General features: G+C 64.3%; 19 protein-coding genes and 1 pseudogene. 11 read left to right on the forward strand and 9 right to left on the reverse strand.

All coding sequences use genetic code 11. The features are described 5' to 3' along the window. Positions 1-8 precede the first annotated feature (8 nt). The 6 genes from narH to AADJ04_RS06380 all read right to left on the reverse strand — a co-directional run bounded on the left by narH (position 9) and on the right by AADJ04_RS06380 (position 11,122). On the reverse strand, positions 9-1,532 hold the full coding sequence (gene narH, locus AADJ04_RS06355) for a nitrate reductase subunit beta (protein ID WP_341239097.1): 1,524 nt from the start codon (positions 1,530-1,532) through the stop codon (positions 9-11). Positions 1,533-1,552: 20 nt separating this feature from the next. After that, on the reverse strand, positions 1,553-5,353 hold the full coding sequence (locus AADJ04_RS06360) for a nitrate reductase subunit alpha (RefSeq protein WP_341239098.1): 3,801 nt from the start codon (positions 5,351-5,353) through the stop codon (positions 1,553-1,555). 46 nt (positions 5,354-5,399) lie between these two features. Next, a complete protein-coding gene (locus tag AADJ04_RS06365; protein ID WP_341239099.1) occupies positions 5,400-6,809 on the reverse strand; it encodes a NarK family nitrate/nitrite MFS transporter in 1,410 nt (469 codons plus the stop codon). Between the two features lie 22 nt (positions 6,810-6,831). Further along, positions 6,832-8,121 (reverse strand): nitrate/nitrite transporter, encoded by a 1,290-nt coding sequence (locus AADJ04_RS06370; protein WP_341239100.1) that lies wholly within the window; start codon positions 8,119-8,121, stop codon positions 6,832-6,834. Between the two features lie 335 nt (positions 8,122-8,456). Continuing rightward, on the reverse strand, positions 8,457-9,155 hold the full coding sequence (locus AADJ04_RS06375; RefSeq protein WP_066697701.1) for a response regulator transcription factor: 699 nt from the start codon (positions 9,153-9,155) through the stop codon (positions 8,457-8,459). Continuing rightward, entirely contained in the window at positions 9,152-11,122 is a 1,971-nt protein-coding gene (locus AADJ04_RS06380) for a type IV pili methyl-accepting chemotaxis transducer N-terminal domain-containing protein (protein WP_341239101.1), read from the reverse strand. The genes AADJ04_RS06375 and AADJ04_RS06380 overlap by 4 nt, the downstream gene beginning before the upstream one ends. A 104-nt stretch (positions 11,123-11,226) precedes the next feature. Here AADJ04_RS06380 and AADJ04_RS06385 point away from each other — a divergent pair, with 104 nt between their 5' ends. From AADJ04_RS06385 to AADJ04_RS06410, 6 genes are all read left to right on the forward strand, one after another. Next, on the forward strand, positions 11,227-12,126 hold the full coding sequence (locus AADJ04_RS06385) for a ChaN family lipoprotein (RefSeq protein WP_341239102.1): 900 nt from the start codon (positions 11,227-11,229) through the stop codon (positions 12,124-12,126). A gap of 86 nt (positions 12,127-12,212) precedes the next feature. Next, on the forward strand, positions 12,213-13,061 hold the full coding sequence (gene purU / locus AADJ04_RS06390) for a formyltetrahydrofolate deformylase (protein ID WP_044397315.1): 849 nt from the start codon (positions 12,213-12,215) through the stop codon (positions 13,059-13,061). 23 nt (positions 13,062-13,084) lie between these two features. Further along, a complete protein-coding gene (locus AADJ04_RS06395; RefSeq protein ID WP_341239103.1) occupies positions 13,085-13,999 on the forward strand; it encodes a LysR substrate-binding domain-containing protein in 915 nt (304 codons plus the stop codon). Positions 14,000-14,094: 95 nt separating this feature from the next. Then, the gene (locus tag AADJ04_RS06400; RefSeq protein ID WP_341239108.1) at positions 14,095-15,588 is read left to right on the forward strand and encodes an FAD-linked oxidase C-terminal domain-containing protein; all 1,494 of its coding nucleotides are present in this window, start codon (positions 14,095-14,097) and stop codon (positions 15,586-15,588) included. A gap of 9 nt (positions 15,589-15,597) precedes the next feature. Beyond that, positions 15,598-15,960 carry a CidA/LrgA family protein gene (locus AADJ04_RS06405; RefSeq protein WP_273623847.1) on the forward strand — a complete coding sequence of 121 codons (363 nt, stop codon included), beginning with the start codon at positions 15,598-15,600 and terminating at the stop codon, positions 15,958-15,960. Further along, positions 15,944-16,669 carry an LrgB family protein gene (locus AADJ04_RS06410; protein WP_044397321.1) on the forward strand — a complete coding sequence of 242 codons (726 nt, stop codon included), beginning with the start codon at positions 15,944-15,946 and terminating at the stop codon, positions 16,667-16,669. Before AADJ04_RS06405 ends, AADJ04_RS06410 begins: the two co-directional genes overlap by 17 nt. A 77-nt stretch (positions 16,670-16,746) precedes the next feature. Here AADJ04_RS06410 and AADJ04_RS06415 read toward each other — a convergent pair whose 3' ends face one another. Then, positions 16,747-18,072, reverse strand: a complete 1,326-nt coding sequence (locus AADJ04_RS06415) for a DUF445 family protein (protein ID WP_341239104.1) — start codon at positions 18,070-18,072, stop codon at positions 16,747-16,749. Positions 18,073-18,108: 36 nt separating this feature from the next. Next, complete coding sequence (locus tag AADJ04_RS06420) at positions 18,109-19,245, reverse strand: aminotransferase class V-fold PLP-dependent enzyme (protein ID WP_341239105.1); 1,137 nt, start codon at positions 19,243-19,245, stop codon at positions 18,109-18,111. 143 nt (positions 19,246-19,388) lie between these two features. Between AADJ04_RS06420 and ltaE the strand changes: the two genes are divergently transcribed. Next, a complete protein-coding gene (gene ltaE, locus AADJ04_RS06425) occupies positions 19,389-20,459 on the forward strand; it encodes a low-specificity L-threonine aldolase (RefSeq protein ID WP_341239106.1) in 1,071 nt (356 codons plus the stop codon). A 16-nt stretch (positions 20,460-20,475) separates the two neighbouring features. On the opposite strand, the gene AADJ04_RS06430 is transcribed toward ltaE, so the two are convergent. Then, positions 20,476-21,204 carry a YggS family pyridoxal phosphate-dependent enzyme gene (locus tag AADJ04_RS06430; protein WP_066697706.1) on the reverse strand — a complete coding sequence of 243 codons (729 nt, stop codon included), beginning with the start codon at positions 21,202-21,204 and terminating at the stop codon, positions 20,476-20,478. Positions 21,205-21,242: 38 nt separating this feature from the next. Here AADJ04_RS06430 and AADJ04_RS06435 point away from each other — a divergent pair, with 38 nt between their 5' ends. From AADJ04_RS06435 to AADJ04_RS06450, 4 genes and pseudogenes are all read left to right on the forward strand, one after another. Next, complete coding sequence (locus AADJ04_RS06435; RefSeq protein ID WP_044397331.1) at positions 21,243-22,286, forward strand: type IV pilus twitching motility protein PilT; 1,044 nt, start codon at positions 21,243-21,245, stop codon at positions 22,284-22,286. A 66-nt stretch (positions 22,287-22,352) separates the two neighbouring features. After that, positions 22,353-22,988 (forward strand): cyclic nucleotide-binding domain-containing protein, encoded by a 636-nt coding sequence (locus tag AADJ04_RS06440; RefSeq protein WP_066697709.1) that lies wholly within the window; start codon positions 22,353-22,355, stop codon positions 22,986-22,988. A 66-nt stretch (positions 22,989-23,054) separates the two neighbouring features. Continuing rightward, positions 23,055-24,191, forward strand: coding sequence for a PilT/PilU family type 4a pilus ATPase (locus AADJ04_RS06445; RefSeq protein WP_044397335.1), 1,137 nt, complete (start codon positions 23,055-23,057; stop codon positions 24,189-24,191). 98 nt (positions 24,192-24,289) lie between these two features. Continuing rightward, positions 24,290-24,496, forward strand: a pseudogene (locus AADJ04_RS06450) (NAD(P)-binding domain-containing protein); the annotation flags it as partial. Positions 24,497-24,523 lie beyond the last annotated feature (27 nt).

A 24,523-nucleotide genomic window follows, 5' to 3' on the forward strand; every position in this document is an offset into this window, starting at 1 on the left:
CGCCCGCTTCAGACCGTGGCCTTGATCGGGATGGTGCGTGGCTTCTTGCCGCCAAACATGCTGACTTCGGTCGCGCCGTCCGAGCAGCCGTTGCCGAACGAGAATCCGCAACCGCCACGGATGTCGAAAGCGTTTTCGGCGTACTCGCGGTGGGCAGTCGGAATCACGAAGCGGTCTTCGTAATTGGCAATCGCCATCACGTGGTACATCTCTTCCACCTCGGCCATCGACAGGCCCGCCTGCTGCAGCACGGCCAGGTTCTGGCGTTGCTCGACGTGCTTGTCGCGCTGGTAGGTGCGCATGGCCAGCATGCGCTCCAGGGCTCGCACCACGGGGCCGGTGTCGCCAGCGGTGAGCAGGTTGGCGAGGTACTGCACCGGAATGCGCAGTTGCGAGACGTCGGGAATGTCGCCATTGACACCCACATGGCCCGCGTTGGCTGCGGCCGTGATGGGCGACAGGGGTGGCACGTACCAGACCATGGGCAGCGTGCGGTACTCGGGGTGCAGCGGCAAGGCCACCTTCCACTGCACGGCCATCTTGTAGACCGGGCTGTTGCGGGCGGCTTCCATCCAGCTGTCGGGAATGCCGTCGATGCGGGCCTGCTTGATGACGTCTGGATCGTTAGGGTCCAGAAAGATGTCGAGCTGGGCCTGGTACAGGTCGCGGTCGCGCTCCACGCTGGCGGCTTCCTGAATGCGGTCTGCGTCGTACAGCAGCACACCCAGATAGCGGATACGACCCACGCAGGTTTCCGAGCACACGGTGGGCTGGCCCGCCTCAATGCGGGGGTAGCAGAAGATGCACTTCTCGGCCTTGCCCGATTGCCAGTTGTAGTAGATCTTCTTGTAGGGGCAGCCGCTCACGCACATGCGCCAGCCGCGGCACTTGTCCTGGTCGATCAGCACGATGCCGTCTTCCTCGCGCTTGTAGATCGAGCCGCTGGGGCACGACGCCACGCAGGCAGGGTTCAGGCAGTGCTCGCACAGGCGCGGCAGGTACATCATGAAGGTGTTTTCGAACTGGCCGTAGATGTCCTTCTGGACATCGTCGAAGTTCTTGTCCTTGCTGCGCTTGCTGAACTCGCCGCCCAGGATTTCTTCCCAGTTCGGGCCCCACTCGATCTTCTCCATGCGCTTGCCGGTGATGAGGCTGCGTGGGCGCGCGGTGGGCGCGGCCTTGCTTTCAGGCGCCGACTGCAGGTGGTCGTAGTCGAACGTGAAAGGCTCGTAGTAGTCGTCGATCTGCGGCAGGTTGGGGTTGGCAAAGATGCGCATGAGCAGCTTCCACTTGCCGCCCTGGCGGGGGGCGATGGAGCCGTCAGGGTTACGCACCCAGCCGCCGTTCCACTTGTCCTGGTTTTCCCATTCCTTGGGGTAACCAATGCCGGGCTTGCTTTCCACGTTGTTGAACCAGGCGTATTCCATGCCGGGGCGGCTGGTCCAGACGTTTTTGCAGGTGACGGAACAGGTGTGGCAGCCAATGCACTTGTCCAGATTCAGCACCATGCCGATTTGTGCGCGAATTTTCATCGTGTTTTCTCCTTGCGGGCTCAGGCGTGTGCGCCGGTGTCAGACACTTCGTCGTCCAGCCAGTCCACGCGGTCCATCTTGCGCACCAGCACAAACTCGTCGCGGTTGGTGCCAATGGTTCCGTAGTAGTTGAAGCCGTAGCTGTACTGTGCGTAGCCACCAATCATGTGGGTGGGCTTGAGCACGATGCGCGTGACCGAGTTGTGGATACCGCCACGGGTGCCGGTGATCTCGGAGCCGGGGGTGTTGATGATCTTCTCTTGCGAGTGGTACATCATCACCATGCCGGGGTTCACACGCTGGCTCACCACCGCACGGGCCGCAATGGCGCCGTTGGCGTTGAACAGCTCCACCCAGTCGTTGTCCACGATGCCAGCGCTCTTGGCGTCGTCTTCGCTCAGCCACACCACCGAGCCACCGCGGTTCAGCGTCAGCATCATCAGGTTGTCGCTGTACGTGCTGTGGATGCCCCACTTCTGGTGCGGCGTGATGAAGTTCAGCGCAATCTCGCGGTTGCCATTGGGCTTCTTGCCTTCGACTTCTTCCAGCGTCTTGAGGTGCACGGGTGGGCGATAGCTGACAAAGCCTTCGCCGAAGTCGCGCATCCAGGGGTGGTCCTGGTAGAACTGCTGACGTCCGGTGAGGGTGCGCCATGGGATGTACTCGTGCACGTTGGTGTAGCCGGCGTTGTAGCTGACCTTTTCGCTCTCCAGCCCCGACCAGGTGGGCGAGCTGATGATCTTGCGCGGCTGCGCCTGGATGTCGCGGAAGCGGATCTTCTCGTCTTCGCGGTGCAGTGCCAGGTGCACGTGGTCACGGCCCGTCTGCTTGCCCAGGGCTTCCCAAGCCTTGCAGGCCACATGGCCGTTGGTCTCAGGCGCCAGCATCATCACCACTTCGGTGGCGTCAATGTCGGTCACGATGCGGGGCATGCCCTGCGTCACGCCCTCTTCCTTCACGCGGCCATTCAGGTCGCCCAGCTGGCCCACTTCTGTCTGCGTGTTCCAGCCAATGCCCTTGCCACCGTTGCCCACCTTGTCCATCAAGGGGCCCAGAGCGGTGAAGCGCTTGTACAGGTTCGGGTAGTCGCGCTCGACCACCGTGATCTGCGGAGCAGTCTTGCCAGGGATGAGTTCGCACTCGCCCTTTTTCCAGTCGCGCACGCCGTAGGGCTGGGCCATTTCGCCGGCCGTGTCGTGCATGATGGGGGTGAGCACCACGTCTTTTTCCACGCCCAGGTGGCCCACACTGACCTCGCTCACAGCCTTTGCAAAGCCCTTGTAAATCTCCCAGTCGCTCTTGGCTTGCCAGGCAGGGTCCACCGCGGTGGACAGCGGGTGGATGAAGGGGTGCATGTCGCTGGTGTTGAGGTCGTTCTTCTCATACCAGGTGGCCGTGGGCAGCACGATATCGGAGTACAGGCAGGTCGTGCTCATGCGGAAGTCGAGCGTGACCAGCAGGTCCAGCTTGCCTTCAGGCGCATTCGCGTGCCACTGCACTTCTTCGGGCTTGGCTTCGTCTTTGCCCAGGTCTTTGCCCTGCACACCGTGCGTGGTGCCCAGCAGGTGCTTGAGGAAGTACTCATGCCCCTTGCCCGACGAACCCAGGATGTTGGAGCGCCACACGAACATGTTGCGCGGCCAGTTGTCTGGGTGGTCTGGGTCCTCGCAGCTCATGGTCAGGCTGCCGTCCTTGAGCGATTTGACGACGTAGTCCTTCGCGTCCATGCCCGCCGCAGCAGCGTCCTTGGCCACCTGCATGGGGTTGGTCTTGAGCTGGGGCGCGGAAGGCAGCCAGCCCATGCGCTCGGCGCGCACGTTGTAGTCGATCTGGGCCCCGTGGTAGGCGCGGGCGTCGGCCAGCGGCGAAAGGATCTCTTCCATGCCCAGCTTTTCGTAGCGCCACTGGTCGGTGTGCGCGTAGAAGAAGCTGGTGCTGTTCATCTGGCGGGGTGGGCGGATCCAGTCCAGCGCAAAGGCCAGGGCCGTCCAGCCGGTCTGCGGGCGCAGCTTTTCCTGGCCCACATAGTGCGCCCAGCCACCACCGCTTTGGCCAATACAGCCGCACAGCATCAGCATGTTGATGATGCCGCGGTAGTTCATGTCACTGTGGTACCAGTGGTTCATGGCCGCGCCGATGATGACCATGGACTTGCCATGCGTCTTGTGGGCGTTGTCGGCAAACTGGCGGGCCACGGTGATGATCTGCTCACGCGGCACACCGGTGATCTTTTCTTGCCATGCAGGGGTGAAGGGGCGATCGGCGTCATAGCTGCCACCAGGTTCTTCACCAGGCAGGCCACGGTCGATGCCGTAGTTGGCTGCCAGCAGGTCGAACACCGTGGCCACCATCACGCGGCCCTGGACTTCATGGCCGTCCAGCTCCAGATGGCTCACAGGCACGCGGCGCACCATCACGTCACCACCCTGGTCGTTGGCGGTGAAGTTGGGGGCATGCACGCCGCCAAAGTAAGGGAAGGCCACATCCGCCACGTCGTGGGGCTGCTCGCCGTCTTCGATCACCGACAGCTTGAGCTTGACGTCATTGCCCGTGCGGGCGTCCTTGTTCTCCAGGTTCCACAGGCCCTGGTCGGGGCGGCCGTCGGTGCCCCAGCGGAAGCCGATGGAGCCATTGGGCAGCGTGACCTGGCCCAGCTCGTCATAGCCCACGGTCTTCCAGTCAGGGTTGTTCGACTGGTCGAGCTTGTTGGGGAAGTCGCTGGCGCGCACGTAGCGGTCAGGCACCATGGCCTTGCGACCGTCGGGCAGCGTCTTTTCCTTGAGCACCACCAACAGAGGCAGGTCGGTGTAGCGGCGGGCGTAGTCGTCAAAGTAGCTGCTCCGGCCCTTGCCACCGTCCTTGAAGTAGAACTCTTTCAGGATCACATGGCCCATGGCCATGGCCACGGCCGCATCGGTGCCCTGCTTGGGGTGCATCCACAAGTCACCCAGCTTGGCCACTTCGGAATAGTCGGGCGTGATGGACACGACTTTGGTGCCCTTGTAGCGAACCTCGGTCAAGAAGTGCGCGTCGGGCGTGCGCGTCTGGGGCACGTTCGAGCCCCAGGCAATGATGTACGAGCTGTTGTACCAGTCGGCCGACTCGGGCACGTCGGTTTGCTCGCCCCAGGTTTGCGGGCTGCTGGGGGGCAGGTCGCAGTACCAGTCGTAGAAGCTCATGCACACGCCGCCAATCAGGCTCAGGTAGCGCGAACCGGCTGCGTAGGAAATCATCGACATCGCAGGGATGGGCGAGAAGCCGATGATGCGGTCGGGGCCGTGCTTCTTGATGGTGTAGACATTGGCCGCAGCAATCATCTGGTTGACTTCATCCCAGGTGCTGCGCACGAAGCCGCCCAGGCCACGCTGCTTTTGCCAGTCGCTGCGCGAAGTGCTGTTCTCGACGATGCTGGCCCAGGCGTCCACCGGGCTCTTGGCCAGGGCAATGGCAGCGCGCCAGAGCTTGAGCAGGCGGCCACGCACCATGGGGTACTTCACGCGGTTGGCGCTATACAGGTACCAGCTGTAGCTGGCGCCGCGTGCGCAGCCACGGGGCTCGTGGTTGGGCAGGTCGGGGCGGGTGCGGGGGTAGTCGGTCTGCTGGGTTTCCCAGGTGACGATGCCGCCCTTGACGTAGATCTTCCACGAGCAAGAGCCCGTGCAGTTCACACCGTGGGTGGAGCGCACGATCTTGTCGTGTGCCCAGCGGTCGCGGTAGGCATCTTCCCAGGTACGGTCTTCACCGTTGGTTTCGCCGTGGCCTTGTGCAAATGTCTCGCGGGGTTGCGAGAAGTACGTGAGGCGATCAAGAAAATGGCTCATCGGGGGCTCCTTGTTCTATAGGGGGTGCAGATGGGTCAAACGGCCATCAGCAAGGCATTTCGGCGTGCTTGCGCGCGTAGTACCACCAGGTCACGGCAATGCACACGAGATAGAAGGCGGCAAAGCACCACAGCGCGGCATGTGGGGCGCCGGTCAGTGCGATCGAGCTGCCGTAGCTCTTGGGAATGAAGAACCCGCCGTAGGCAGCCATCGCAGCCGTAAAGCCCAGCGTGGCAGCGCCCAGGGTGTTGCCTTCCTTGTTGGCCTGGGCCACGGCGGCGGCGTTGTTCTTGTCCACGCCACGCATGGCTTCCGTGAGGAAGATGACTGGGATCATGCGGAAGGTCGATCCGTTGCCGATGCCGGTGGTGAGGAACAGCACCAGGAAGCACACGAAGAAGCCGCCAAAGTGGCCTTCATTGCCAGCCGATGGCAAGAACACGGTGACGCCTACCACTGCGATGGCCATGACGATGAAGTTCCACAGCGTGACGCGAGCACCGCCGAGCTTGTCCGCCAGCCAGCCACCAAAGGGACGAACCACCGCACCCACCAATGGGCCGAGCCACGCGTATGCCAGAGGGTTCACATTGGGAAACTGGCTCTTGATGAGCAGCGGGAAGCCTGCGGCATAGCCGATGAACGAACCGAAGGTGCCCAGGTACAGCAAGCACATCAGCCAGTTGTGCTTGCGCTTGAAGATGGCGGCCTGTGCAGCAAACGAGGCCTTGGCGTCGGCAATGTCATTCATGCCAAACCAGGCAGCCAGGGCCGTGAGGGCAATCCATGGCACCCAGATGAAGGCGGCGTTCTGCGTCCAGACCTGCATGGTTTGGCCGTTCTTGACGATGGTCTGGGGTTCACCCCCCAAAACTCCAAAGATGCCGGCCGTGACGACCAGAGGGCTCAGGAACTGCACCACCGACACGCCCAGGTTACCGAGGCCCGCATTCACACCCAGTGCCGAGCCCTTGCGCTCCTTGGGGAAGAAGAAGCTGATGTTGGCCATGCTGGAGCTGAAGTTGCCGCCACCCAGGCCGCACAGCAGCGCAAGGATGAGCATGGTGGGGTAGGCCGTGGTGTTGTCCTGCACCGCAAAGCCAATGCCGATGGCCGGGATCAGCAGCGAGGCGGTGGAGATGGCTGTCCAGCGGCGGCCGCCCACCAGCGGCACCATGAACGAGTAGAAGATGCGCAGCGTGGCGCCCGAGAGAGCAGGCGCTGCGGCCAGCCAGAAGAGCTGGTTGGTCGAATACTTGAAGCCGAGGCCTGGCAGGCTCACAGCGACCACGCTCCAGACTTGCCAGATGGCGAAGGCCAGGAACAGCGCAGGCACCGAGATCCAGAGGTTGAGCTTGGCGATGGCTTCGCCTTCGCGCTCCCAGAAGGACTTGTCCTCCGGTGCCCAGATGGTGAGCAGACGCCCCTGGCGCCCGCTGGTGGTGGTGGCAGACATGGTGAGGTTTCCTTCGAAAAAATCAGCGGTTGCCGGCTTGCGCGGCACCTTGCGCACCCATGACGGGGGCGCGGCGCACTTCGGTGAAGTACATCCAGATGAGCGAGACCCACACCACGCCGTACATCAGCATGAAGGCGCTGGAGCGGATGCCGGTGAGATCCATCAGCGCACCGAACAGGATCGGCAGCACGAACCCGCCCAGGCCACCAGCCAGACCCACGATGCCGCTGATAGCGCCGATGTTGTGGGGGTAGTCGTCGCTGATGTACTTGAACACGCTGGCCTTGCCAAACGCCCAGCAAATGCCCAGCAGAAACATGATGCCGGTGAACACGTACACGTTCAGGCCGATGTGAAAGGTCTTGGGGCCGTTGACGGTGGCGATCGTGAAATCGGTCTGTGGGTAGCTCAGCAGGAACAGACAGATCCAGCTCACCCACATCACCCACCAGGTCACGCTGTGGGCGCCGTACTTGTCACTCAGCATGCCGCCAATGGCGCGCAGCACGCCACCGGGCAACGAGAAGCAGGCAGCCAGCAAGGCGGCCACGCGGATGTCCAGACCGAACTCTCCCACGTAGTACTGCACCATCCACAGCGACAGGGCCACATAGCCACCGAACACGATGCTGTAGTACTGGCAGTACTTGAGCACCTTGGGGTCCTTCAGCGCCTTGAGCTGGTCGGTGAACTTGACGTTGCTGGGCACCAGATGGGCAGGGTCGCTGTAGCTGAACAGCCAGAACAGCACCAGCGTGCCCAGCATGATGGCGGCGTACACCTGGGGCACCATGGTCCAGCCGAAGGCCACCAGAATGACCGGCGCAACAAACTTGTTGACGGCTGCGCCCGAGTTGCCTGCGCCGTACACGCCCATGGCCGTGCCCTGGCGATTCTTGGGGAACCAGCGGGCAACGTAAGGGGTGCCCACCGAGAAGGAGCCGCCCGCCAGACCCACGAACAGGCCGATGGCGAGGAAGTGCCAGTATTCGGTGGCGTAGCCCATCATCCAGATGGCGGGCACGGTGGCGGCCATCACAGCGGCCATCACGATGCGGCCGCCGTACTTGTCCGTCCAGATGCCCAACGGCACGCGCACCAGCGAGCCGGTGAGCACGGGCATGGACATGAGCAGACCGAATTGCGTGGAATTCAGGTTCAGCATCTTCTTGATGGGGATGCCGATCACACCGAACATCATCCAGACCATGAAGCAGACGGTGAAGGCGAAGGTGCTCACGATGAGCACCGACCAAGCCTGTCGCGTGCGCTGGGGGCTTGCGCCCTTGGGCAGGGTTTCGTTAACCATTGCGCTGTTCCTCTCTTTCGTATGGGAGGTATCGTCCGCGTTACCGAGGGTTTTGCCCATCCTTCGCTAGACCATGTGCAGCGCGGCAGAGGTAGTAGTCAGGGTGCAAGCGCATCGTTCGAAAGAACTACCCCCCCGTCCGCCGCAGAAGGGGCTGACCGCCCCGCTGGTTGTAGAACGCCACCGTGACGAAGATGTGGCACATCAGAATTTCAAGCCAAAATTGGCTGAAAGCGCCTACAGATAAGCGCCACCAGCTATTTTTTTGATAGCAAAAAAGAAAAGAGCCCCCGCAGGGGCTCATCACCAAGGAATGAAAGATCGGCGCGTGGCCGCTATTCCGCGCGCTGGCGGTCGGATGCGTACACCGCCGCCTGCACGCGCGAGGTCAGGCCGAGCTTGCGCAGGATGTGCTGGACATGGATCTTCACCGTGGTCTCGGCGATGTCCAGCACCCGTGCGATTTCCTTGTTGCTCATGCCGCGCGCAATCTCGCGCAGCACTTCTTCTTCGCGCGGGGACAGAGGGGTGCCACTGTCAGACGCGGCCACCTCCGGCGCAGGCACCGGGCTGGCCGCCGAAGGCGCCCCTTGCGACTGGAAGGCCGCCACCAGCTTGCCCATGAGTTCCTGGCTGACCACAGGCTCCCCCTGCGCGGCACGGCGAATGGCCTGCGCCAGCAAATCCCCGTCGATGGTTTTGAGCAGATACCCCTGGGCGCCGTTGCGCAACGCCGCAGCAAGGTCTTGCGAGTCTTCGCTCACCGTGAGCATCAGCACGCGCGAGCGTGGAGACACTTCGCGCAAGCCGCGAATGGCGTCCACCCCCATCACGCCGGGCAGATGGTTGTCCAGCAAGATCACATCGGGCTGCAAGGTGGGCACCAGCCTCAAGGCCTCGGCGGCGTCGCCTGCCTCGCCCACCACATGCAGGCCGGCGTCCTGCCCCAGCAGGGCGATCAGGCCACGCCGGAACAAGGTGTGATCGTCCACCACCAGCAAGGTCACGGGGGCGGCGGCAGGGGGCTGGGTCACGTCAATAGCTCCTGAAGGGGGGGGGGCGAAGGGGGGGCGAGGGGCGCGGCAGCCACAGGCGCGGCCTGGGCCGGGCTTGCGGCAGCATTGGCTGGTGCGGGTGGCCTGGGGTTGCTGGGCAGCTCAATGCACACGCGTGTGCCCTGCCCGCGGTGCGACTGCACCTGCACCACCGCGCCAATGCGCTGGGCGCGCTCGCGCATGATACCCAGGCCTACGTGCAAGGAATCGGGCGGAACCTGCTCTACCTCAAAGCCCATGCCATCGTCCTGCACTTCAAAGCGCCAGCGCGGATGGCGCTCCACCCGCAGTTCCACCCGCGTCGCCTTGGCGTGCTTGCGCACATTCGACAAGGCTTCCTGCACCATGTGCAGCACCTGGATCTGCACATCGGGCGGCAGGGGTACGCCGTGGCCGGCCATGGACAGCGACGTGGCCATGCCGGTCTGGTGCTCAAACTTCGACAGCGTGGCGCGCAGCGCAGCCTCGATGTCCTCCTCGCTGGTGCGGGTGCGAAAGTGCACCAGCAACTCGCGCACATCGCTGTAGCACTCGCGCACGCCTACATCCAGTTCGTCGATGCTGCGGTCACGCTTGGCGGTGTCGCCCTTGGCCACGGCATCGCGCAGCAGCTGGGTCTGGATCTTGAGGAAGGCGAGCGACTGGGCGATGGAGTCGTGCAGCTCACGCGCGATCATGCTGCGCTCTTGCGCCACGGCGGCTTCCCGCTCCAGCGCCGTGGCACGCAAGCCCTCCATGGCGCTGGCCAGGTGGCGCGTCATGGCTTCGAGCAACTCCCGCAGATCATCGTTCAACACCACCGGGAAGCGGAAGAACAGATCCACCTCGCCCAGCACGCGCTGCTGCATTTGCACGGGAATGGTCACCATGGTCTCAAACCCGGCTTCGCGGCAATGGGGCAGCGCCACCATGGATGTGGGGGTGATGGGGATGACGCGGGTGCGCGCCTGTTCCTGGGGCTGTCCGCAATGGCAAGAGCCCGTGTGCAGGCAATGCTCTTCTTCCGCCATGGCCCGGGGCAGGCCGTCATTGGCCAGCAACACATAGCGTTCGTTGGCTTCGTCTGACCAGCGCATGGCCACCGCATCGGCCCCGGCCACTTTTCGGGCATGGCGCACAAACGCATTGGCAAGCTCCGTCAGGCTGGCCGCATCCGACGCCAGGCCGCTCACGGCGTACAGGGCTTCCAGCCGCTGGTTCTGCACGGCAATGCTGGCCGTTTTTTCTTGCACCTTCTGCTCCAGCCCCTCGTGCGATGCCTGCAGCGCATGCGCCATCAGGTTGAAGCCGGCAGACAGCTGGCCGAATTCGTCATCGGTGTCCACCGGCAAGCGGGTAGAGAGATCACCCTGGCGCAGACGCGCCTGCGCGCCTTGCAGCCGGGCCACGGGGTTGATCACCAGCAGATAGCTCACGGCCATGAAGGTCACCGCCGCCGCAATGGCCAGGGCCATCATGCACAGCTGAAACAGGTGCAGCGCGGCCGTCCAGCTCGCAATCTGGACCTCAATGGTTTCCACAAAGCGGTCCACCTCACTGACGAAGTGGTCGGCCTGCGCCAGGGCCTGGTCCCGGCTGGGGCGCGGCTCCTGCGTCCACTGTTGCTGCAGCTGGGCCCAGTTGAGTCGGATGGCGTCGAAGCGGGGGCGGGTCTCATCGCTCCAGGGCACAAACAGGGGGCGGGATGGGTCGCCCGTGCGCAGCAGCTCCAGGCTGGCGTCAAATTCTTTGGCATGCTGTTGCACGGCCTGCACCGGCTCGGTCTGCAGCACCATCACCATGCGCAGCATGTTCATGCGAAGCCGCCCCGCCTCGTTCACGGCCGCGGCACCGCCTTCCAGCTTCCAGGTAACCCACAGGGTCAGTCCAATGGAGCTGAGGGCCACGAGCAGGAAGCCTGCACCCATCGCCAGCAGCTTGGTTGTGAGGGACGGGGAATTTCGCATCGGCGCAGTGTAGGCATGGGCTGCCCAGTGAGTCTTGACCAAGATCAAGACCATACACCCGCACATCCACCAAAGCAACCGCTTAGCATTTGCGCATGCATTCCATGTCCTTCCGTCTGCCTCTCCTCCCTCTTTCAACGCGCCGCACCGCGCTGGCCCTGCTGATGGGCCTGGCCCTGGCAGGTTGCGCCCAGCGCCCCCCGGTGGCCGAAGGGGAGCAATGGCCCCTGGTGCTGCGCACCCTGTTGCCCGCTGAGGTGCTGCTGCTGGGCGAGCAGCACGACGACCCTGAGCACCAGCGCATGCAGCACGCTGCCGTGCAGTGGCTGGCCATCCGCAACCAGTTGGGGGCCGTGGTGCTGGAGATGGCAGAACGTGGCACCAGCACTGCCGCCCTGCCGGTAGATGCCACTCCCGCCCAGGTGCAGAACGCTTTGCGCTGGAACGACGCAGCCTGGCCCTGGGCCGCCTATGCCCCGGCCATCATGGAAGCCGTGCGGGCTGGCGTACCGGTGCTGGGGGGCAACCTGCCCCGCACACAAAACCGCAGCGCGATGCGCGATGACACCTTGGACCTGATCTTGACGCCCCCCGCCCTGGAGCGCCAGCGCGAGGCCATTCGCCAGGGGCACTGTCGCCTGCTGGCGGAAACCCAGGTGCCCGCCATGGCCCGCATCCAGATTGCCCGCGACAAGAGCATGGCCCAGGTCCTGGTAGAGGCCCAGCGGCAATATGGCCAGACGACGGTGCTGATCACCGGTGCCGGCCATGTGCTGCGCACAGCGGGGGTGCCAGTGCACCTCCCCAAAGACCTCACTGCGCGCATCGTGATCGCCATGCAGCACAAGGCGCCGCCGCCCAGTGATGGAACACCCACCCCGGCGGACGACGCGATGGCCCAGGCGATTGCGCGCACCGTTCCGGCCGACGCCGACCTGGTGTGGGCCTCCCCCTGGCGCGAAGGGCCCGACCACTGCGAGACGCTGCGCCAACAATTGCAGTGACGCAGCTCAAAACGGCACCACTGGCGAGCGCCCACCATAGGCCTTGCGCAGCAAACTGGCGCCGGTGCTGCGACAATCGGGCGCCTATGACCCAAGCCTACATCCTTACCCTGTCCTGCCCCGACCGACTGGGGCTGGTGCACGCCGTGTCCGGGTTCCTGATGGAACACGGCGGCAATATTGAAGAAGCAGCCCAGTACAACGACAACGCCACAGGCCTGTTCTTCATGCGCGTGCAGTTTGCCTGCGACCAGCACGACCACGCCACCCTGAAGGCCCGCCTGGCCACCTTTGCCGAGCCCCACCAGATGCGCTGGAGCCTGCACACCACGGCCGAGCCGATGAAGACGGTGCTGATGGTCAGCAAGGAAGGCCACTGCCTCAACGACCTGCTGTTCCGATGGAAATCGGGCCTGCTGCCGGTGGACATCCGCGCCATCATCAGCAACCACCGCGATTTCTACCAACTGGCCGCCAGCTACAACGTGCCGTTCCACCACATCCCGGTGACTGCGGCCACCAAGGCCCAGGCCGAGGCCAAGCAGTTCGAGATCATCGAAGCCGAAGGCGCCGAACTGGTGGTGCTGGCCCGCTACATGCAAGTGCTCAGCGACGATCTGTGCCGCAAGCTGGCAGGCCGCGCCATCAACATCCACCACAGCTTCCTGCCCAGCTTCAAGGGCGCCAAGCCCTACTACCAGGCGCACGACCGGGGCGTGAAGCTCATCGGGGCCACGGCCCACTATGTGACGGCGGACCTGGACGAAGGCCCGATCATTGAGCAGGACGTGGCCCGCGCAGACCACACCGACACGGTGGAAGACCTGACAGCCCGGGGCCGAGACACCGAAAGCCAGGTGCTGGCCCGCGCCGTGAAGTGGCACAGCGAACACCGCGTGCTGCTCAACGGCCACAAGACTGTGGTCTTCCGCTAAGCAGCGGCGCAACACCCCGCCGCATGGCCCAGCCCCCGGTGAGCAGCAACGCCCTGGCCTTCCAGGCAGGCAACGCACGGCGCATCCCGCCGATCCAGTGTCTGCTTACTTTTGAGGCACTGGCCCGACTGCGCAGCGTGACGCTGACGGCGGACGAGCTGTGCGTTACGCCCAGCGCGGTGAGCCACCGGGTCAAGCAGCTGGAGCAGATTCTGGGCGTGCGGCTGTTTGGCCGGGCAGATTTTTCGCTCACCACCGAAGGCAGCGCCTACCTGGCCCATGTGCGAGAAGGGCTGGGGGCCTTGCAGCGCTTTCCGGGCGCGGCCTCGGCGCCAGGGCGCAGGCGGCTGAAGCTGGCCGTCACGCCCACGTTTGCCCGCACCATCCTCATTCCCCGGCTGCGCCAGTTCACCGAGGCGTACCCCGAAATCGACCTGGCGCTACAGGTGTCTATCCCGCTGCTGGACGTGGTGGCAGAAGACGCCGACCTCATGGTGCGCTTTGGCCCCGGCCACTACGCCGATGTGGAACACATCGAACTGGCGCGCGACGTGGTCACGCCGCTGGCATCGCCCGCGTTTGTGCGCGAACATGGTCCTTTCGAGCGCCCGGAAGACCTGGAGGGCCTGCCCCTGCTGCGCAGCCCGCTGGAGCCTTGGCGCACCTGGTTTTCGGTCAGCGGCCTGGACTGGGCGGAGCCCAGCGAGGGCTCGCAATTCAACGACATTGGCCTGATGTGCGACGCCGCCGCTGCCGGCATGGGCGTGGCCCTGGTGCGCCTGAAGCTGGGCGCGCCCTGGCTGGACCACGGCACGCTGGTGCGCCTGCTCCCCATCGAAGCGCCCAGCCCCCACGCCCACTACCTGTGCTGGCGCACGGGCGCCATGGAGCGCTGGGAGTGTTCGGCCTTTGCGCAGTGGCTCAACGCCACGCTGTAAAGATCCTCCAAGCGCTTTTGTCACACAGCGCGTGACAAAACTTCAAAACGGGACCCCTCCCAAGCAGCGGTACACCGCGTTACAGTGCGCAGGTGATCACCGAAACACCCCACCCCTCCCCCGCCGAGCGCCAGGCGCTGCAATCCCGTGTGGTGCAGGCCCTGTCTGCCGTGGTACCCGCCCACGCCCTGCTCTGGCACGCTGAAGACACCACCCCCTACGAATGTGACGGCCTGACCGCCTACCGCCAGCGCCCGCTGGTGGTGTGCCTGCCCGAAACGTACGACGAAGTGCAGGCCGTGCTGCGCACTTGCCACCAGTTGCAGGTGCCCGTGGTGGCCCGCGGAGCGGGCACGGGCCTCTCGGGCGGCGCCATGCCCCACGCCATGGGCGTGACGCTGTCGCTGGCCAAGTTCAACCGCATTCTGGAAGTGAACCCCGAAAGCCGCACGGCCGTGGTGCAGTGCGGTGTGCGCAACCTGGCCATCAGCGAGGCGGCAGCACCGTACAACCTTTACTACGCGCCGGACCCCAGCAGCCAGATCGCCTGCACCATCGGCGGCAACGTGGCCGAGAACTCGGGCGGCGTGCACTGCCTGAAATACGGGCTCACGGTGCACAACGTGCTCAAGGTGAAGGGCTTTACGGTGGAAGGCGAGCCCGTGGAATTTGGCAGCGAGGCGCTGGACACCCCCGGCTACGACCTGCTGGCCGCTGTGATCGGCAGCGAGGGCATGCTGGCCGTGACCACTGAAGTCACCGTCAAGCTCGTACCCAAGCCCCAGCTGGCGCGCTGCATCATGGCCAGCTTTGACGATGTGCGCAAAGCCGGTGACGCGGTGGCCGCCGTGATTGCGGCGGGCATCATCCCCGCCGGCCTGGAAATGATGGACAAGCCCATGACCGCCGCCGTGGAAGACTTTGTGCACGCCGGCTACGACCTGAGCGCCGAAGCCATCTTGCTGTGCGAAAGCGACGGCACGCCCGAAGAGGTGGAAGAAGAAATTGGCCGCATGAGCGAGGTGCTGCGCGCGGCAGGCGCCACCGCCATCAGCGTGAGCCGCGACGAGGCCGAGCGCCTGCGCTTTTGGAGCGGCCGCAAAAACGCCTTCCCCGCCAGCGGCCGCATCAGCCCCGACTACATGTGCATGGACTCGACCATCCCGCGCAAGCGCCTGGCCGACATCCTGCTGGCCATTGCCGAGATGGAGAAAAAGTACCAGCTGCGCTGCGCCAACGTGTTCCACGCGGGCGACGGCAACCTGCACCCACTGATCCTGTTCGATGCGAACGACCCGGACCAGCTGCGCCGCTGCGAGCTGTTTGGCGCCGACATCCTGGAGACCAGCGTGGCCATGGGCGGCACGGTGACGGGCGAGCATGGCGTGGGCGTGGAAAAGCTCAGCAGCATGTGCGTGCAGTTCACCACCGAGGAAAACGCGCAGATGTTCGGGCTCAAGCATGCGTTTGACCCAGCCGGTCTGCTCAACCCCGGCAAGGTGATTCCCACGCTGAACCGGTGCGCCGAATACGGAAAGATGCTGGTGCGCGGCGGGCAGATCAAGCACCCCGACCTGCCCCGGTTCTGACGCTTGCCCATGAGACCCTTGCAAGGTTTGGCGTTCTTGTTGCTCATGCAATCGGGAGGCGAGGCACTCTCCCACTTCCTGAAATTGCCCGTGCCGGGCCCGGTGGTGGGCATGGTGCTTTTGCTGCTGGCTCTGCGCTGGTCCCCCGTGCAGGCGGCGGTGGCACCGGCGGCCGGTTTTTTGCTGAGCCATCTGTCGCTGCTGTTCGTGCCCGTGGGCGTGGGGGTGATGACGCATCTGGCCCTGCTGAGTGCGCACGGCCTGCAGCTGGTGGCGGTGATCGTGGTGTCCACCTGGGTGGGCATGGCCGTGACGGCAGGGGTACTGCGCCTTTTGCAGCCCAAGGCGAGTGAGCATGCAGAACTTCGTTGAGCTCTGGGTCTACCTGTCGTCGGCCCCTCTGTTCGGGTTGACGGCGACGCTGGCTGTGTATGTGCTGGCACAGGCGGTGTCACTGCGTGCCGGGCATGCCCCATGGGCCAACCCGGTGATGCTCTCGGTGGCGGTGCTGGCGGGGGTGTTGCTGGCCACCGGCACGGCGTACCCCACCTACTTTGCGGGCGCGCAGTTCATCCACTTCTTGCTGGGCCCCGCCGTCGTGGCCTTGGGCTGGCCGCTGTGGCAGCGCCGGGCCGCCCTGCGCGCGCGCTGGGGGCGGCTGGTGCTGGCCTCTCTGGCAGGGGGCACCGCAGCGGCAGCCAGCGCCGTGGGGCTGGGCTGGGCACTGGGTCTGCCGGGGGATGTGCTGATGTCCCTGGCCCCCAAATCCGTCACGGCCCCGGTGGCGATGGGCGTGGCCGCGCAGATTGGCGGCGTGCCCGCGCTGGCGGCGGTGTTTGCTGCGCTGACCGGCATGGTGGGCGCCTTGTCGGCCCGCTGGCTGTTTGGCCTGATGCGCCTGCCCACCGACGCTGAGGGCATGGCCCTGCGCGGCTTTGCGCTGGGCACAGCCTCCCACGGCATTGGCGCCGCCCACGCCATGCAGGTGAATGCCGATGCCGGAGCCTATGCCGGGCTGGCACTGGGCCTGCAGGTGGTGCTGGCAGCCGTGTTGATGCCGCTGGTGTTTCGGCTTTTTTAAGTGATAAAAAGTGGCTCCAGCGCTTATTCAACAAGCGCTGGTAGCTATATTTTTAATAGCAAACACTTCACAACCACTCAGCCACCGGCCACGGCCCGCGCAATCTCGCGGGCATGAGACAGCCCGAACAGCACCAAGCCAATCAGCCCGCCCACCACGGTGCCGTTGATGCGGATGTACTGCAAGTCCTTGCCAATGTTCAGCTCAATCAAGGCAGACATCTGCTCGGCATCCCAGCGCTGCACCGTGTCCTGGATGTGCTGCGCCACAAACTGCGACACGTCCGGCGCCAGTCCTTGCACCCAGCCTTCCATTCGCGTGTTGAAGGACTGGCGCAGCGCCGGGTCGGCCGCCAACGATTCGCCCAACCACACGCCCAGCTTGACCACCTGACGCGCCAGTACGGAATCGGCGTCGGCAAGATCGCGCTGCAATGCGGCCCGCAGGTCCACCCACAGCGTCTTCGCATACTCACCCACGGTCGGATCCGTTTGCAGATAGGTGCGGATTTCTTCGCCTTTGCGCAGCCACTCGGGGTCGTGGCGCAGGCGTTCGACAAAGCGCTGCAGCGCGCCGTCAAACTGGGCCCGCAGCGTGTGCTGGGGGTTGGCGGCGACCTCGGACATCAGGGTCTCCAGCGCCCGGGCCAGCATGGCAGAGCCTTTGTCGCCCAGCCAGTCGGTGGGCAGCAGCTTTTCAGTGCGGGGGTGGTCTTTCTTGAGCCAGGCCACGATGGTCTGCGCCACCCATTCACGCGTTTCGGGGTTCTGCAGCCACTCGACGAGCTTGTGCAGCACTTCTTCCAGCAGCGCCTGGTGGCGCCCGTTGTGCGTGAGGGTGCCCAGCACCGCCGCCAGGGCGCGCGACAGATCCAGTTGCCCAATGAGGGTGCGCACCGCCTTTTGGACGAAGCGCTCCACCTGCGCATCCTGCACCGTCTCCAGCGCGGTGGACGCCAGGCGCACCGCCTGCTGGCCCAGCAAGGCCGCGTTGCCGGGGGCCAGCAACCACTGCGAGAGGCGCTCAGCCGGGTCGTGCCTGCGGATCAGTGCCACCAGCGAGGGCACGTCGAGGAACTTGTCGCGCACAAAGGAGCCCAGGTTGCGCCCGATGCGCTCCTGGTTGCGGGCAATCACCGCCGTGTGCGGTATGGGCAGCCCCAGCGGCCGGCGAAACAGGGCCACCACGGCAAACCAGTCGGCCAGAGCCCCCACCATGGCGGCCTCGGCCATGGCCTTGATGCAGTTGAGCAGCAGGCCGCGCTCGACCAGGCTGGTAGCCACAAAAACGGCCGTGACCACCAGCAGCAGCGCCAGCGCCTGGCGCTTGGCACGGCGCAGGGCTACATGCGCCGGGGTCTCCACAGCCCCAGCGGGGTGCTCAACGCGCTCGCTATCTGGCATGCGGAGGCTGCAACTCCATCCAGCCCATTCCAAGCATCAAGCGGCTGCGACCTTGTCGAGCGCGGCACTCAGGTGCCCCACGGTGCGGTCCACGTTGTGCCATTTCTCCAGGCCAAACAAGCCGATGCGGAACGTCTTGAAGTCTGGCCCCTCATCGCACTGCAGGGGCACGCCGGAAGCCGTCTGGAGCCCCACGTCGAGGAACTTCTTGCCGCTCTGGATGGCGGGGTCGCTGGTGTAGCTCACGACCACGCCGGGTGCCTTGAAGCCGTCTGCCGCCACGCTGGGAAAGCCGCGCGACTCCAGCAGGGCACGCACCTTGGCGCCCAGGTCCATCTGTTCCTGCCGCACTTTTTCAAAGCCGTACGTCCGCGTTTCCGCCATCACGTCGCGCAGGCGAACCAGTGCGTCGGTGGGCATGGTGGTGTGGTACGCGTGCTGGCCTTTTTCATAGCCTTCGGCAATCTGCATCCACTTTTTCAGATCGCACGCGAAGCTGGAGCTTTGTGTGCCTTCAATGGCTTGCCGGGCGCGTTCGCTCAGCATCACCATCGCGCAGCAGGGACTACTGCTCCAGCCCTTTTGCGGGGCGGAGATCAAAACGTCCACCCCCGAGGCCTGCATGTCCACCCACATCGCGCCCGAAGCAATGCAATCCAGCACGAACAGCGCGCCCACTTCGTGTGCGGCAGCACTCACGGTGCGGATGTAGTCGTCGCTCAGGATGATGCCGCTGGAGGTTTCCACATGCGGGGCGAACACCACCTTGGGCTTTTCAGCGCGGATGGTGGCAGCCACCTCCTCGGCCGGACAAGGTGCCCAGGGGGCCTGCGCGCCATCGCCCTGACGGCGCGCCTTGCAAACCACGGCGCCACCGCCCAGGCCCGTGTCGGCATCAAAAATCTGGCTCCAGCGGAAGCTGAACCAGCCATTGCGCACGATGAGCACCTTTTGCTTGTTGGCAAACTGGCGCGCCACGGCCTCCATGCCAAAGGTGCCACTGCCGGGCACCAGCACGGCGGTGTGGGCGTGGTAGACCTCTTTGAGCATGGCCAGAATGTCCTGCATCACGCCGGTGAAGCGCTTGGACATATGGTTGAGTGCGCGGTCGGTGTAGACCACCGAGAATTCGAGCAGGCCATCGGGATCGACATCGGGCAGCAGTCCGGGCATGTAAACCTCTCCATCAACAGGAACGCCACCCCGGCACGGGGCGGGCTAGACGGATCAGCTTAGCACGCAGTCAATGCAAAAGACCTGCGCCAGCCCTGATGTACGCAGGGCGTTACGATGCCCTTTTTATCCGCAGGACCGCCATGCCCGACTTTCGCAGCGACACCGTGACCCAGCCCACCCCAGCCATGCGGGAAGCCATGTTCAAAGCACCGCTGGGCGACGATGTGTTTGCCGACGACCCCTCGGTGAATGCCCTGCAGGAGCACGCGGCCGAGCTGCTGGGCTTTGAAGCAGCGCTCTTCGCCCCCTCCGGCACGCAGACCAACCTGATCGCCCTGTGGGGCCACTGCCAGCGGGGTGACGAGGCCATCGTGGGGCAGAGCTGGCACACCTACCGCTGGGAAGCGGGCGGCATGGCGGTGCTGGGCTCGATCCAGCCGCAGCCGGTCGAAACCCAGCCCGACGGCACACTGCGCCTGGCCGACATCGCCGCCGCCATCAAGCCCGACGACCCGCACTTTGCGCGCACCCGCCTCGTGGTGCTGGAGAACACCACCGGCGGCCAGGTGCTACCGCCCGAGTACGTGGCCGAGGTGGCCCAACTGGCGCGCCAGCGCGGGCTGGCACTGCACCTGGATGGCGCGCGCCTGTTCAATGCAGCCACGGCCAATGCAGCGCGCCGCGGCACCGATGTGTACCAGGAAGCGCGCGAGCTGTGCAGCCACTTTGATTCGGTCTCGGTGTGCCTGAGCAAGGGCCTGGGCGCCCCCGTGGGCTCACTGGTGCTGGGCAGCGCGGCCTTTATTCGCCAGGCACGCCGCACGCGCAAGATTTTGGGGGGCGGCATGCGTCAGGCTGGCGTGCTGGCAGCGGCGGGCCACTACGCGCTGCAGCACCACGTCAGGCGTCTGGCAGAAGACCACGCCAATTTGCACACGCTGGCGTCAGGCCTGCGTGCCGTGGGTGAAAACCACCCGGTTCTGCGCGGGCGCATCACCGTACACCCCTGGCAAACCAACATCCTGTTCACCGATGTGCAGGCCGATGTGGCACCGGCATTTACTGCCTGGCTGGCGCAGCACCAGATCCGGGTGACCAGCAGTTTGTACGGCGGCCAGTCGCGTCTGCGCTGGGTCACGCATCTGGATGTGAACGCTGCCGACGTACAGGCTGCGCTCGACTGCGTGGCGCGCTTTATGCTGCCGGGCTGACCGGCCGGGGTCTCTTTCAAGCAGCCGGGTAGGTGCGCGCACCGAAGACGCCCGTGCCCACACGCACCATGGTGCTGCCCGCCTGGATGGCGGCATCCAGGTCGGCGGTCATGCCCATCGACAGGGTGTCCCATGGAGCGCTGTGCACATCTGCATGTGCCGCGAGAGCCGCCCGGATTCTCTCGAACAGCGCATGCGCTGCTTCATGCACTGTCTTTTGCGCGGCGAATTCGGGATAAGGCTCGGGAATGCTCATCACCCCGCGCAGCTGCAACCGTGACAGTTTTGCCACGGCCAGGGCCAACTCCAAAGCTTCTTCGGGGGGCACACCGGCTTTGTTGTCGCCGCCATCCACATTGACCTGGATGCAAACGTTCAGCGGCGGCAGATGCGCGGGCCGCTGGTCTGACAAGCGCTGGGCGATTTTGAGACGATCTACCGTGTGCACCCAGTCGAAGTGCTCCGCCACCAGGCGCGTCTTGTTGCTCTGAATGGGGCCAATGCAGTGCCACTGCAACGCATACGGCACCATCTCACGCAGCGCCAGGATCTTGTCCACGCCTTCCTGAATGTAGTTCTCTCCAAACGCCCGCTGGCCGGCAGCGGCGGCTTCGGCCACTACGGCGGCCCCAAATGTCTTGGAAACGGCCAGCAAAGACACCTCTTCGCGCGCCCGCCCAGCGGCCTGGCACGCCTGGGAAATGCGGTCGTTCACTTGTTGGAGGTTGTTGGCAATCGTGGTCATAATGGCCGCCAAGCGTACCAAACGATAGAGGGAGCCCCGTGGACATCACCCAATTGCTGGCGTTCAGCGTCAAGAACAAGGCCTCCGACTTGCACTTGTCGGCGGGATTGCCACCCATGATTCGAGTCCACGGCGACGTGCGACGCATCAACGTGGAAGCACTGGACCACAAGACCGTGCACGCGATGGTGTACGACATCATGAACGACGCTCAGCGCAAGCAGTACGAGGAATTTCTCGAGGTTGACTTCTCGTTTGAAATCGAAGGCCTGGCCCGTTTCCGCGTCAACGCGTTCAACCAGAACCGCGGCTCGGCTGCCGTGTTCCGGACCATTCCCTCCAAGATCCTGACGCTGGAGCAGCTCAACGCGCCCAAGATCTTCGGCGACCTGGCCCTCAAGCCCCGTGGCCTGGTGTTGGTGACCGGCCCCACGGGCTCGGGCAAATCGACCACGCTGGCCGCCATGGTCAACTACCTGAACGAAACCGAGTACGGCCACATCCTCACGGTGGAAGACCCGATCGAGTTCGTGCACGAATCCAAGAAGTGCCTGATCAACCAGCGCGAAGTGGGGCCGATGACGCTGTCGTTTGCGGCAGCTCTGAAGTCTGCGCTGCGTGAAGACCCGGACGCGATTCTGGTGGGCGAAATGCGCGACCTGGAAACCATCCGCCTGGCCATGACGGCTGCCGAAACAGGCCACTTGGTGTTCGGCACGCTGCACACATCCAGCGCCGCCAAGACCATCGACCGGATCATCGACGTGTTCCCGGCTGAAGAAAAGGAAATGGTTCGTGCGATGCTGTCGGAATCGCTGCAGGCCGTGATCTCGCAAACCCTGTGCAAAACCAAGGACGGCTCAGGCCGCGTGGCTGCGCACGAGATCATGCTGGGCACCAGCGCCATCCGCAATCTGATCCGCGAGGCCAAGGTGGCGCAGATGTATTCGACCATCCAGACCAGCAACAGCGTGGGCATGCAGACGCTGGACCAGAACCTGACGGATCTGGTGCGCCGCAACATCATCAGCCCTGCTGAAGCGCGCAGCAAAGCCAAGATCCCTGAAAACTTCCCAGGCTGACAGGCACCCACGCCAGCCCACCCGAACACACTTGGCGGCACATCCTGCCGCAGACCGGAGCAACTTATGAAAGGCATTCTTGGCCTTCTGCGTTCTAAAACATTGGTGAACAAACCCAAGGACGAGAGCACGGACTCCATGCTCTTCTCCACCGCGTTCGCCGGCCAAGGCGTGGACGATTCCATGCTGGTGCCCTGGGAAGCCCGTGCGGTAGAAGTGGGCGCCAAGCGGCTACCCGCCAGCCGGGGCGGCAAGCTGCTGCAAGGTTTGTGGGCCAAAGACAAGTACATGGCACACCTGGACAAGGACGCCGTGGAGCGCATGGAGCGCTTCTTTGAGTTTGCGTCGGTGCCATCGAACCGCGACCTGATTCGCCAAGACGAGTACGGCAACTTCATGGTGGTGCTGCTGACGGGCACCATCGCGGTGGACCGCGTTCAGCCCTGGGGTGAGCAACTGCGCCTGGCAGAAACTCGCCCTGGCGACATCCTGGGCGAGATGTCCCTGCTGGACAGCGGCATCCGCTTTTCGGCCTGCACCACGTTGACCGACTGCGAAATTGCAGTGCTCAGCGCTGAAGCCATGGATGAGATGATGTCCAAGGATCCCCAACTGGCGGCCAGCCTGGTGGCCCTGCTGGCGCGTAAACTGTCGCTGCGCCTGCGCGTGGTCAGCGCCCGCCTGAGCGACCACCAAAAGTAACGGCACGTAAGAAGTACAAATCACATCCGCACCAGCGGGTGACAATGACGCCAGAGAGGATTTCGGATGGAACGCGATCAGGCCAGTAAATTCATCAATGACCTGCTCAAGTTGATGGTGAGCCGCAACGGCAGCGACTTGTTCATCACAGCGGAGTTCCCGCCCGCCATCAAGGTCGATGGCAAGGTGACCAAGGTGTCGCCGCAGCCATTGACCCCCACCCACACGCTCACGCTGGCGCGCGCCATCATGAGCGACAAGCAGGTGGCTGACTTTGAGCGCACCAAGGAATGCAATTTCGCCATTTCGCCTGCAGGCATCGGCCGCTTTCGGGTCAATGCGTTCGTGCAGCAAGGCAGAGTGGGCATGGTGCTGCGTACGATCCCATTGACGCTACCCACCATTGACGGCCTGGGCGTGCCCCAGGTGCTCAAGGAAATCACCATGACCAAGCGCGGCTTGTGCATCATGGTGGGTGCCACAGGCTCGGGCAAATCAACCACTCTGGCGGCCATGGTGGACTGGCGCAACGAAAACTCGTTCGGCCACATCATCACCGTGGAAGACCCCGTCGAATTTGTTCACCCGCACAAGAATTGCGTGGTCACGCAGCGCGAAGTGGGGCTTGATACCGACAGCTGGGAAGCGGCCCTGAAGAACACCCTGCGCCAAGCCCCGGACGTGATCTTGATGGGCGAAATCCGTGACCGCGAAACCATGGAACACGCCGTCGCGTTTGCTGAAACCGGACACCTGTGCATGGCCACGCTGCACGCCAACAGTGCCAACCAGGCACTGGACCGGATCATCAACTTCTTCCCTGAAGAGCGCCGCGCTCAGCTGCTGATGGACCTGTCACTGAACCTGCGCGCCATGGTGTCGCAACGCTTGGTGGCAAAGCAGGACGGCAAAGGCCGTGCGGCGGCCGTGGAGATCATGATCAACACGCCCCTGATTTCCGACCTCATCTTCAAGGGTGAAGTCTCGGAAATCAAAGAAATCATGAAGAAGAGCCGCAACCTGGGCATGCAGACGTTTGACCAGTCGCTCTTTGACTTGTACGAAGCCAATGTGATCAGTTACGAAGACGCCCTGCGCAATGCCGATTCGCTGAACGACCTGCGACTGCAGATCAAGCTCAACAGCCAGCGCGCCAGGTCACCCGATCTGGCCTCGGGCACCGAGCATTTCGCCATCGTCTGAGCCCCTGCGCTGCGGCGCGCCACACCCCCACCCCGGCGCCTGCCCTTGGAATACGTTCGCAAGGCAGGCGCTTTTTCTTTGACCTCCCGAGCCATACCATGTCCAGCACCAACCCACGCTCTTACGAATCCATCGCCAGCAGCAAAGTCGCTTTCCTAGGCCTCGGGGTGATGGGTTACCCCATGGCTGGGCACCTGGCCCTGGCCGGCCATGAAGTGACCGTGTACAACCGAACTGCCGCCAAGGCCGTGGCATGGTGTGAGGAATTTGCCGCCACCCCGGCGCCGCGCAGTGCGGCTACGCCATGAGAGGCAGCCACTGGCGCCGATATC

It is taken from the genome of uncultured Acidovorax sp. (genome assembly GCF_964021665.1).
GTDB classification, from domain to species: domain Bacteria; phylum Pseudomonadota; class Gammaproteobacteria; order Burkholderiales; family Burkholderiaceae_C; genus Acidovorax; species Acidovorax temperans.

Coding starts and splice junctions, on each gene's coding strand:
- AADJ04_RS06420 (WP_341239105.1), bottom strand. CDS start 19,245: ATGCCCGGACTGCTGCCCGATGTCGATCCCGATGGCCTGCTCGAATTC.
- AADJ04_RS06365 (WP_341239099.1), bottom strand. CDS start 6,809: ATGTCTGCCACCACCACCAGCGGGCGCCAGGGGCGTCTGCTCACCATC.
- AADJ04_RS06360 (WP_341239098.1), bottom strand. CDS start 5,353: ATGAGCCATTTTCTTGATCGCCTCACGTACTTCTCGCAACCCCGCGAG.
- AADJ04_RS06415 (WP_341239104.1), bottom strand. CDS start 18,072: ATGCCAGATAGCGAGCGCGTTGAGCACCCCGCTGGGGCTGTGGAGACC.
- ltaE (WP_341239106.1), top strand. CDS start 19,389: ATGCCCGACTTTCGCAGCGACACCGTGACCCAGCCCACCCCAGCCATG.
- AADJ04_RS06445 (WP_044397335.1), top strand. CDS start 23,055: ATGGAACGCGATCAGGCCAGTAAATTCATCAATGACCTGCTCAAGTTG.
- AADJ04_RS06430 (WP_066697706.1), bottom strand. CDS start 21,204: ATGACCACGATTGCCAACAACCTCCAACAAGTGAACGACCGCATTTCC.
- purU (WP_044397315.1), top strand. CDS start 12,213: ATGACCCAAGCCTACATCCTTACCCTGTCCTGCCCCGACCGACTGGGG.
- AADJ04_RS06405 (WP_273623847.1), top strand. CDS start 15,598: ATGAGACCCTTGCAAGGTTTGGCGTTCTTGTTGCTCATGCAATCGGGA.
- AADJ04_RS06440 (WP_066697709.1), top strand. CDS start 22,353: ATGAAAGGCATTCTTGGCCTTCTGCGTTCTAAAACATTGGTGAACAAA.
- AADJ04_RS06395 (WP_341239103.1), top strand. CDS start 13,085: ATGGCCCAGCCCCCGGTGAGCAGCAACGCCCTGGCCTTCCAGGCAGGC.
- narH (WP_341239097.1), bottom strand. CDS start 1,532: ATGAAAATTCGCGCACAAATCGGCATGGTGCTGAATCTGGACAAGTGC.
- AADJ04_RS06380 (WP_341239101.1), bottom strand. CDS start 11,122: ATGCGAAATTCCCCGTCCCTCACAACCAAGCTGCTGGCGATGGGTGCA.
- AADJ04_RS06370 (WP_341239100.1), bottom strand. CDS start 8,121: ATGGTTAACGAAACCCTGCCCAAGGGCGCAAGCCCCCAGCGCACGCGA.
- AADJ04_RS06385 (WP_341239102.1), top strand. CDS start 11,227: ATGTCCTTCCGTCTGCCTCTCCTCCCTCTTTCAACGCGCCGCACCGCG.
- AADJ04_RS06410 (WP_044397321.1), top strand. CDS start 15,944: ATGCAGAACTTCGTTGAGCTCTGGGTCTACCTGTCGTCGGCCCCTCTG.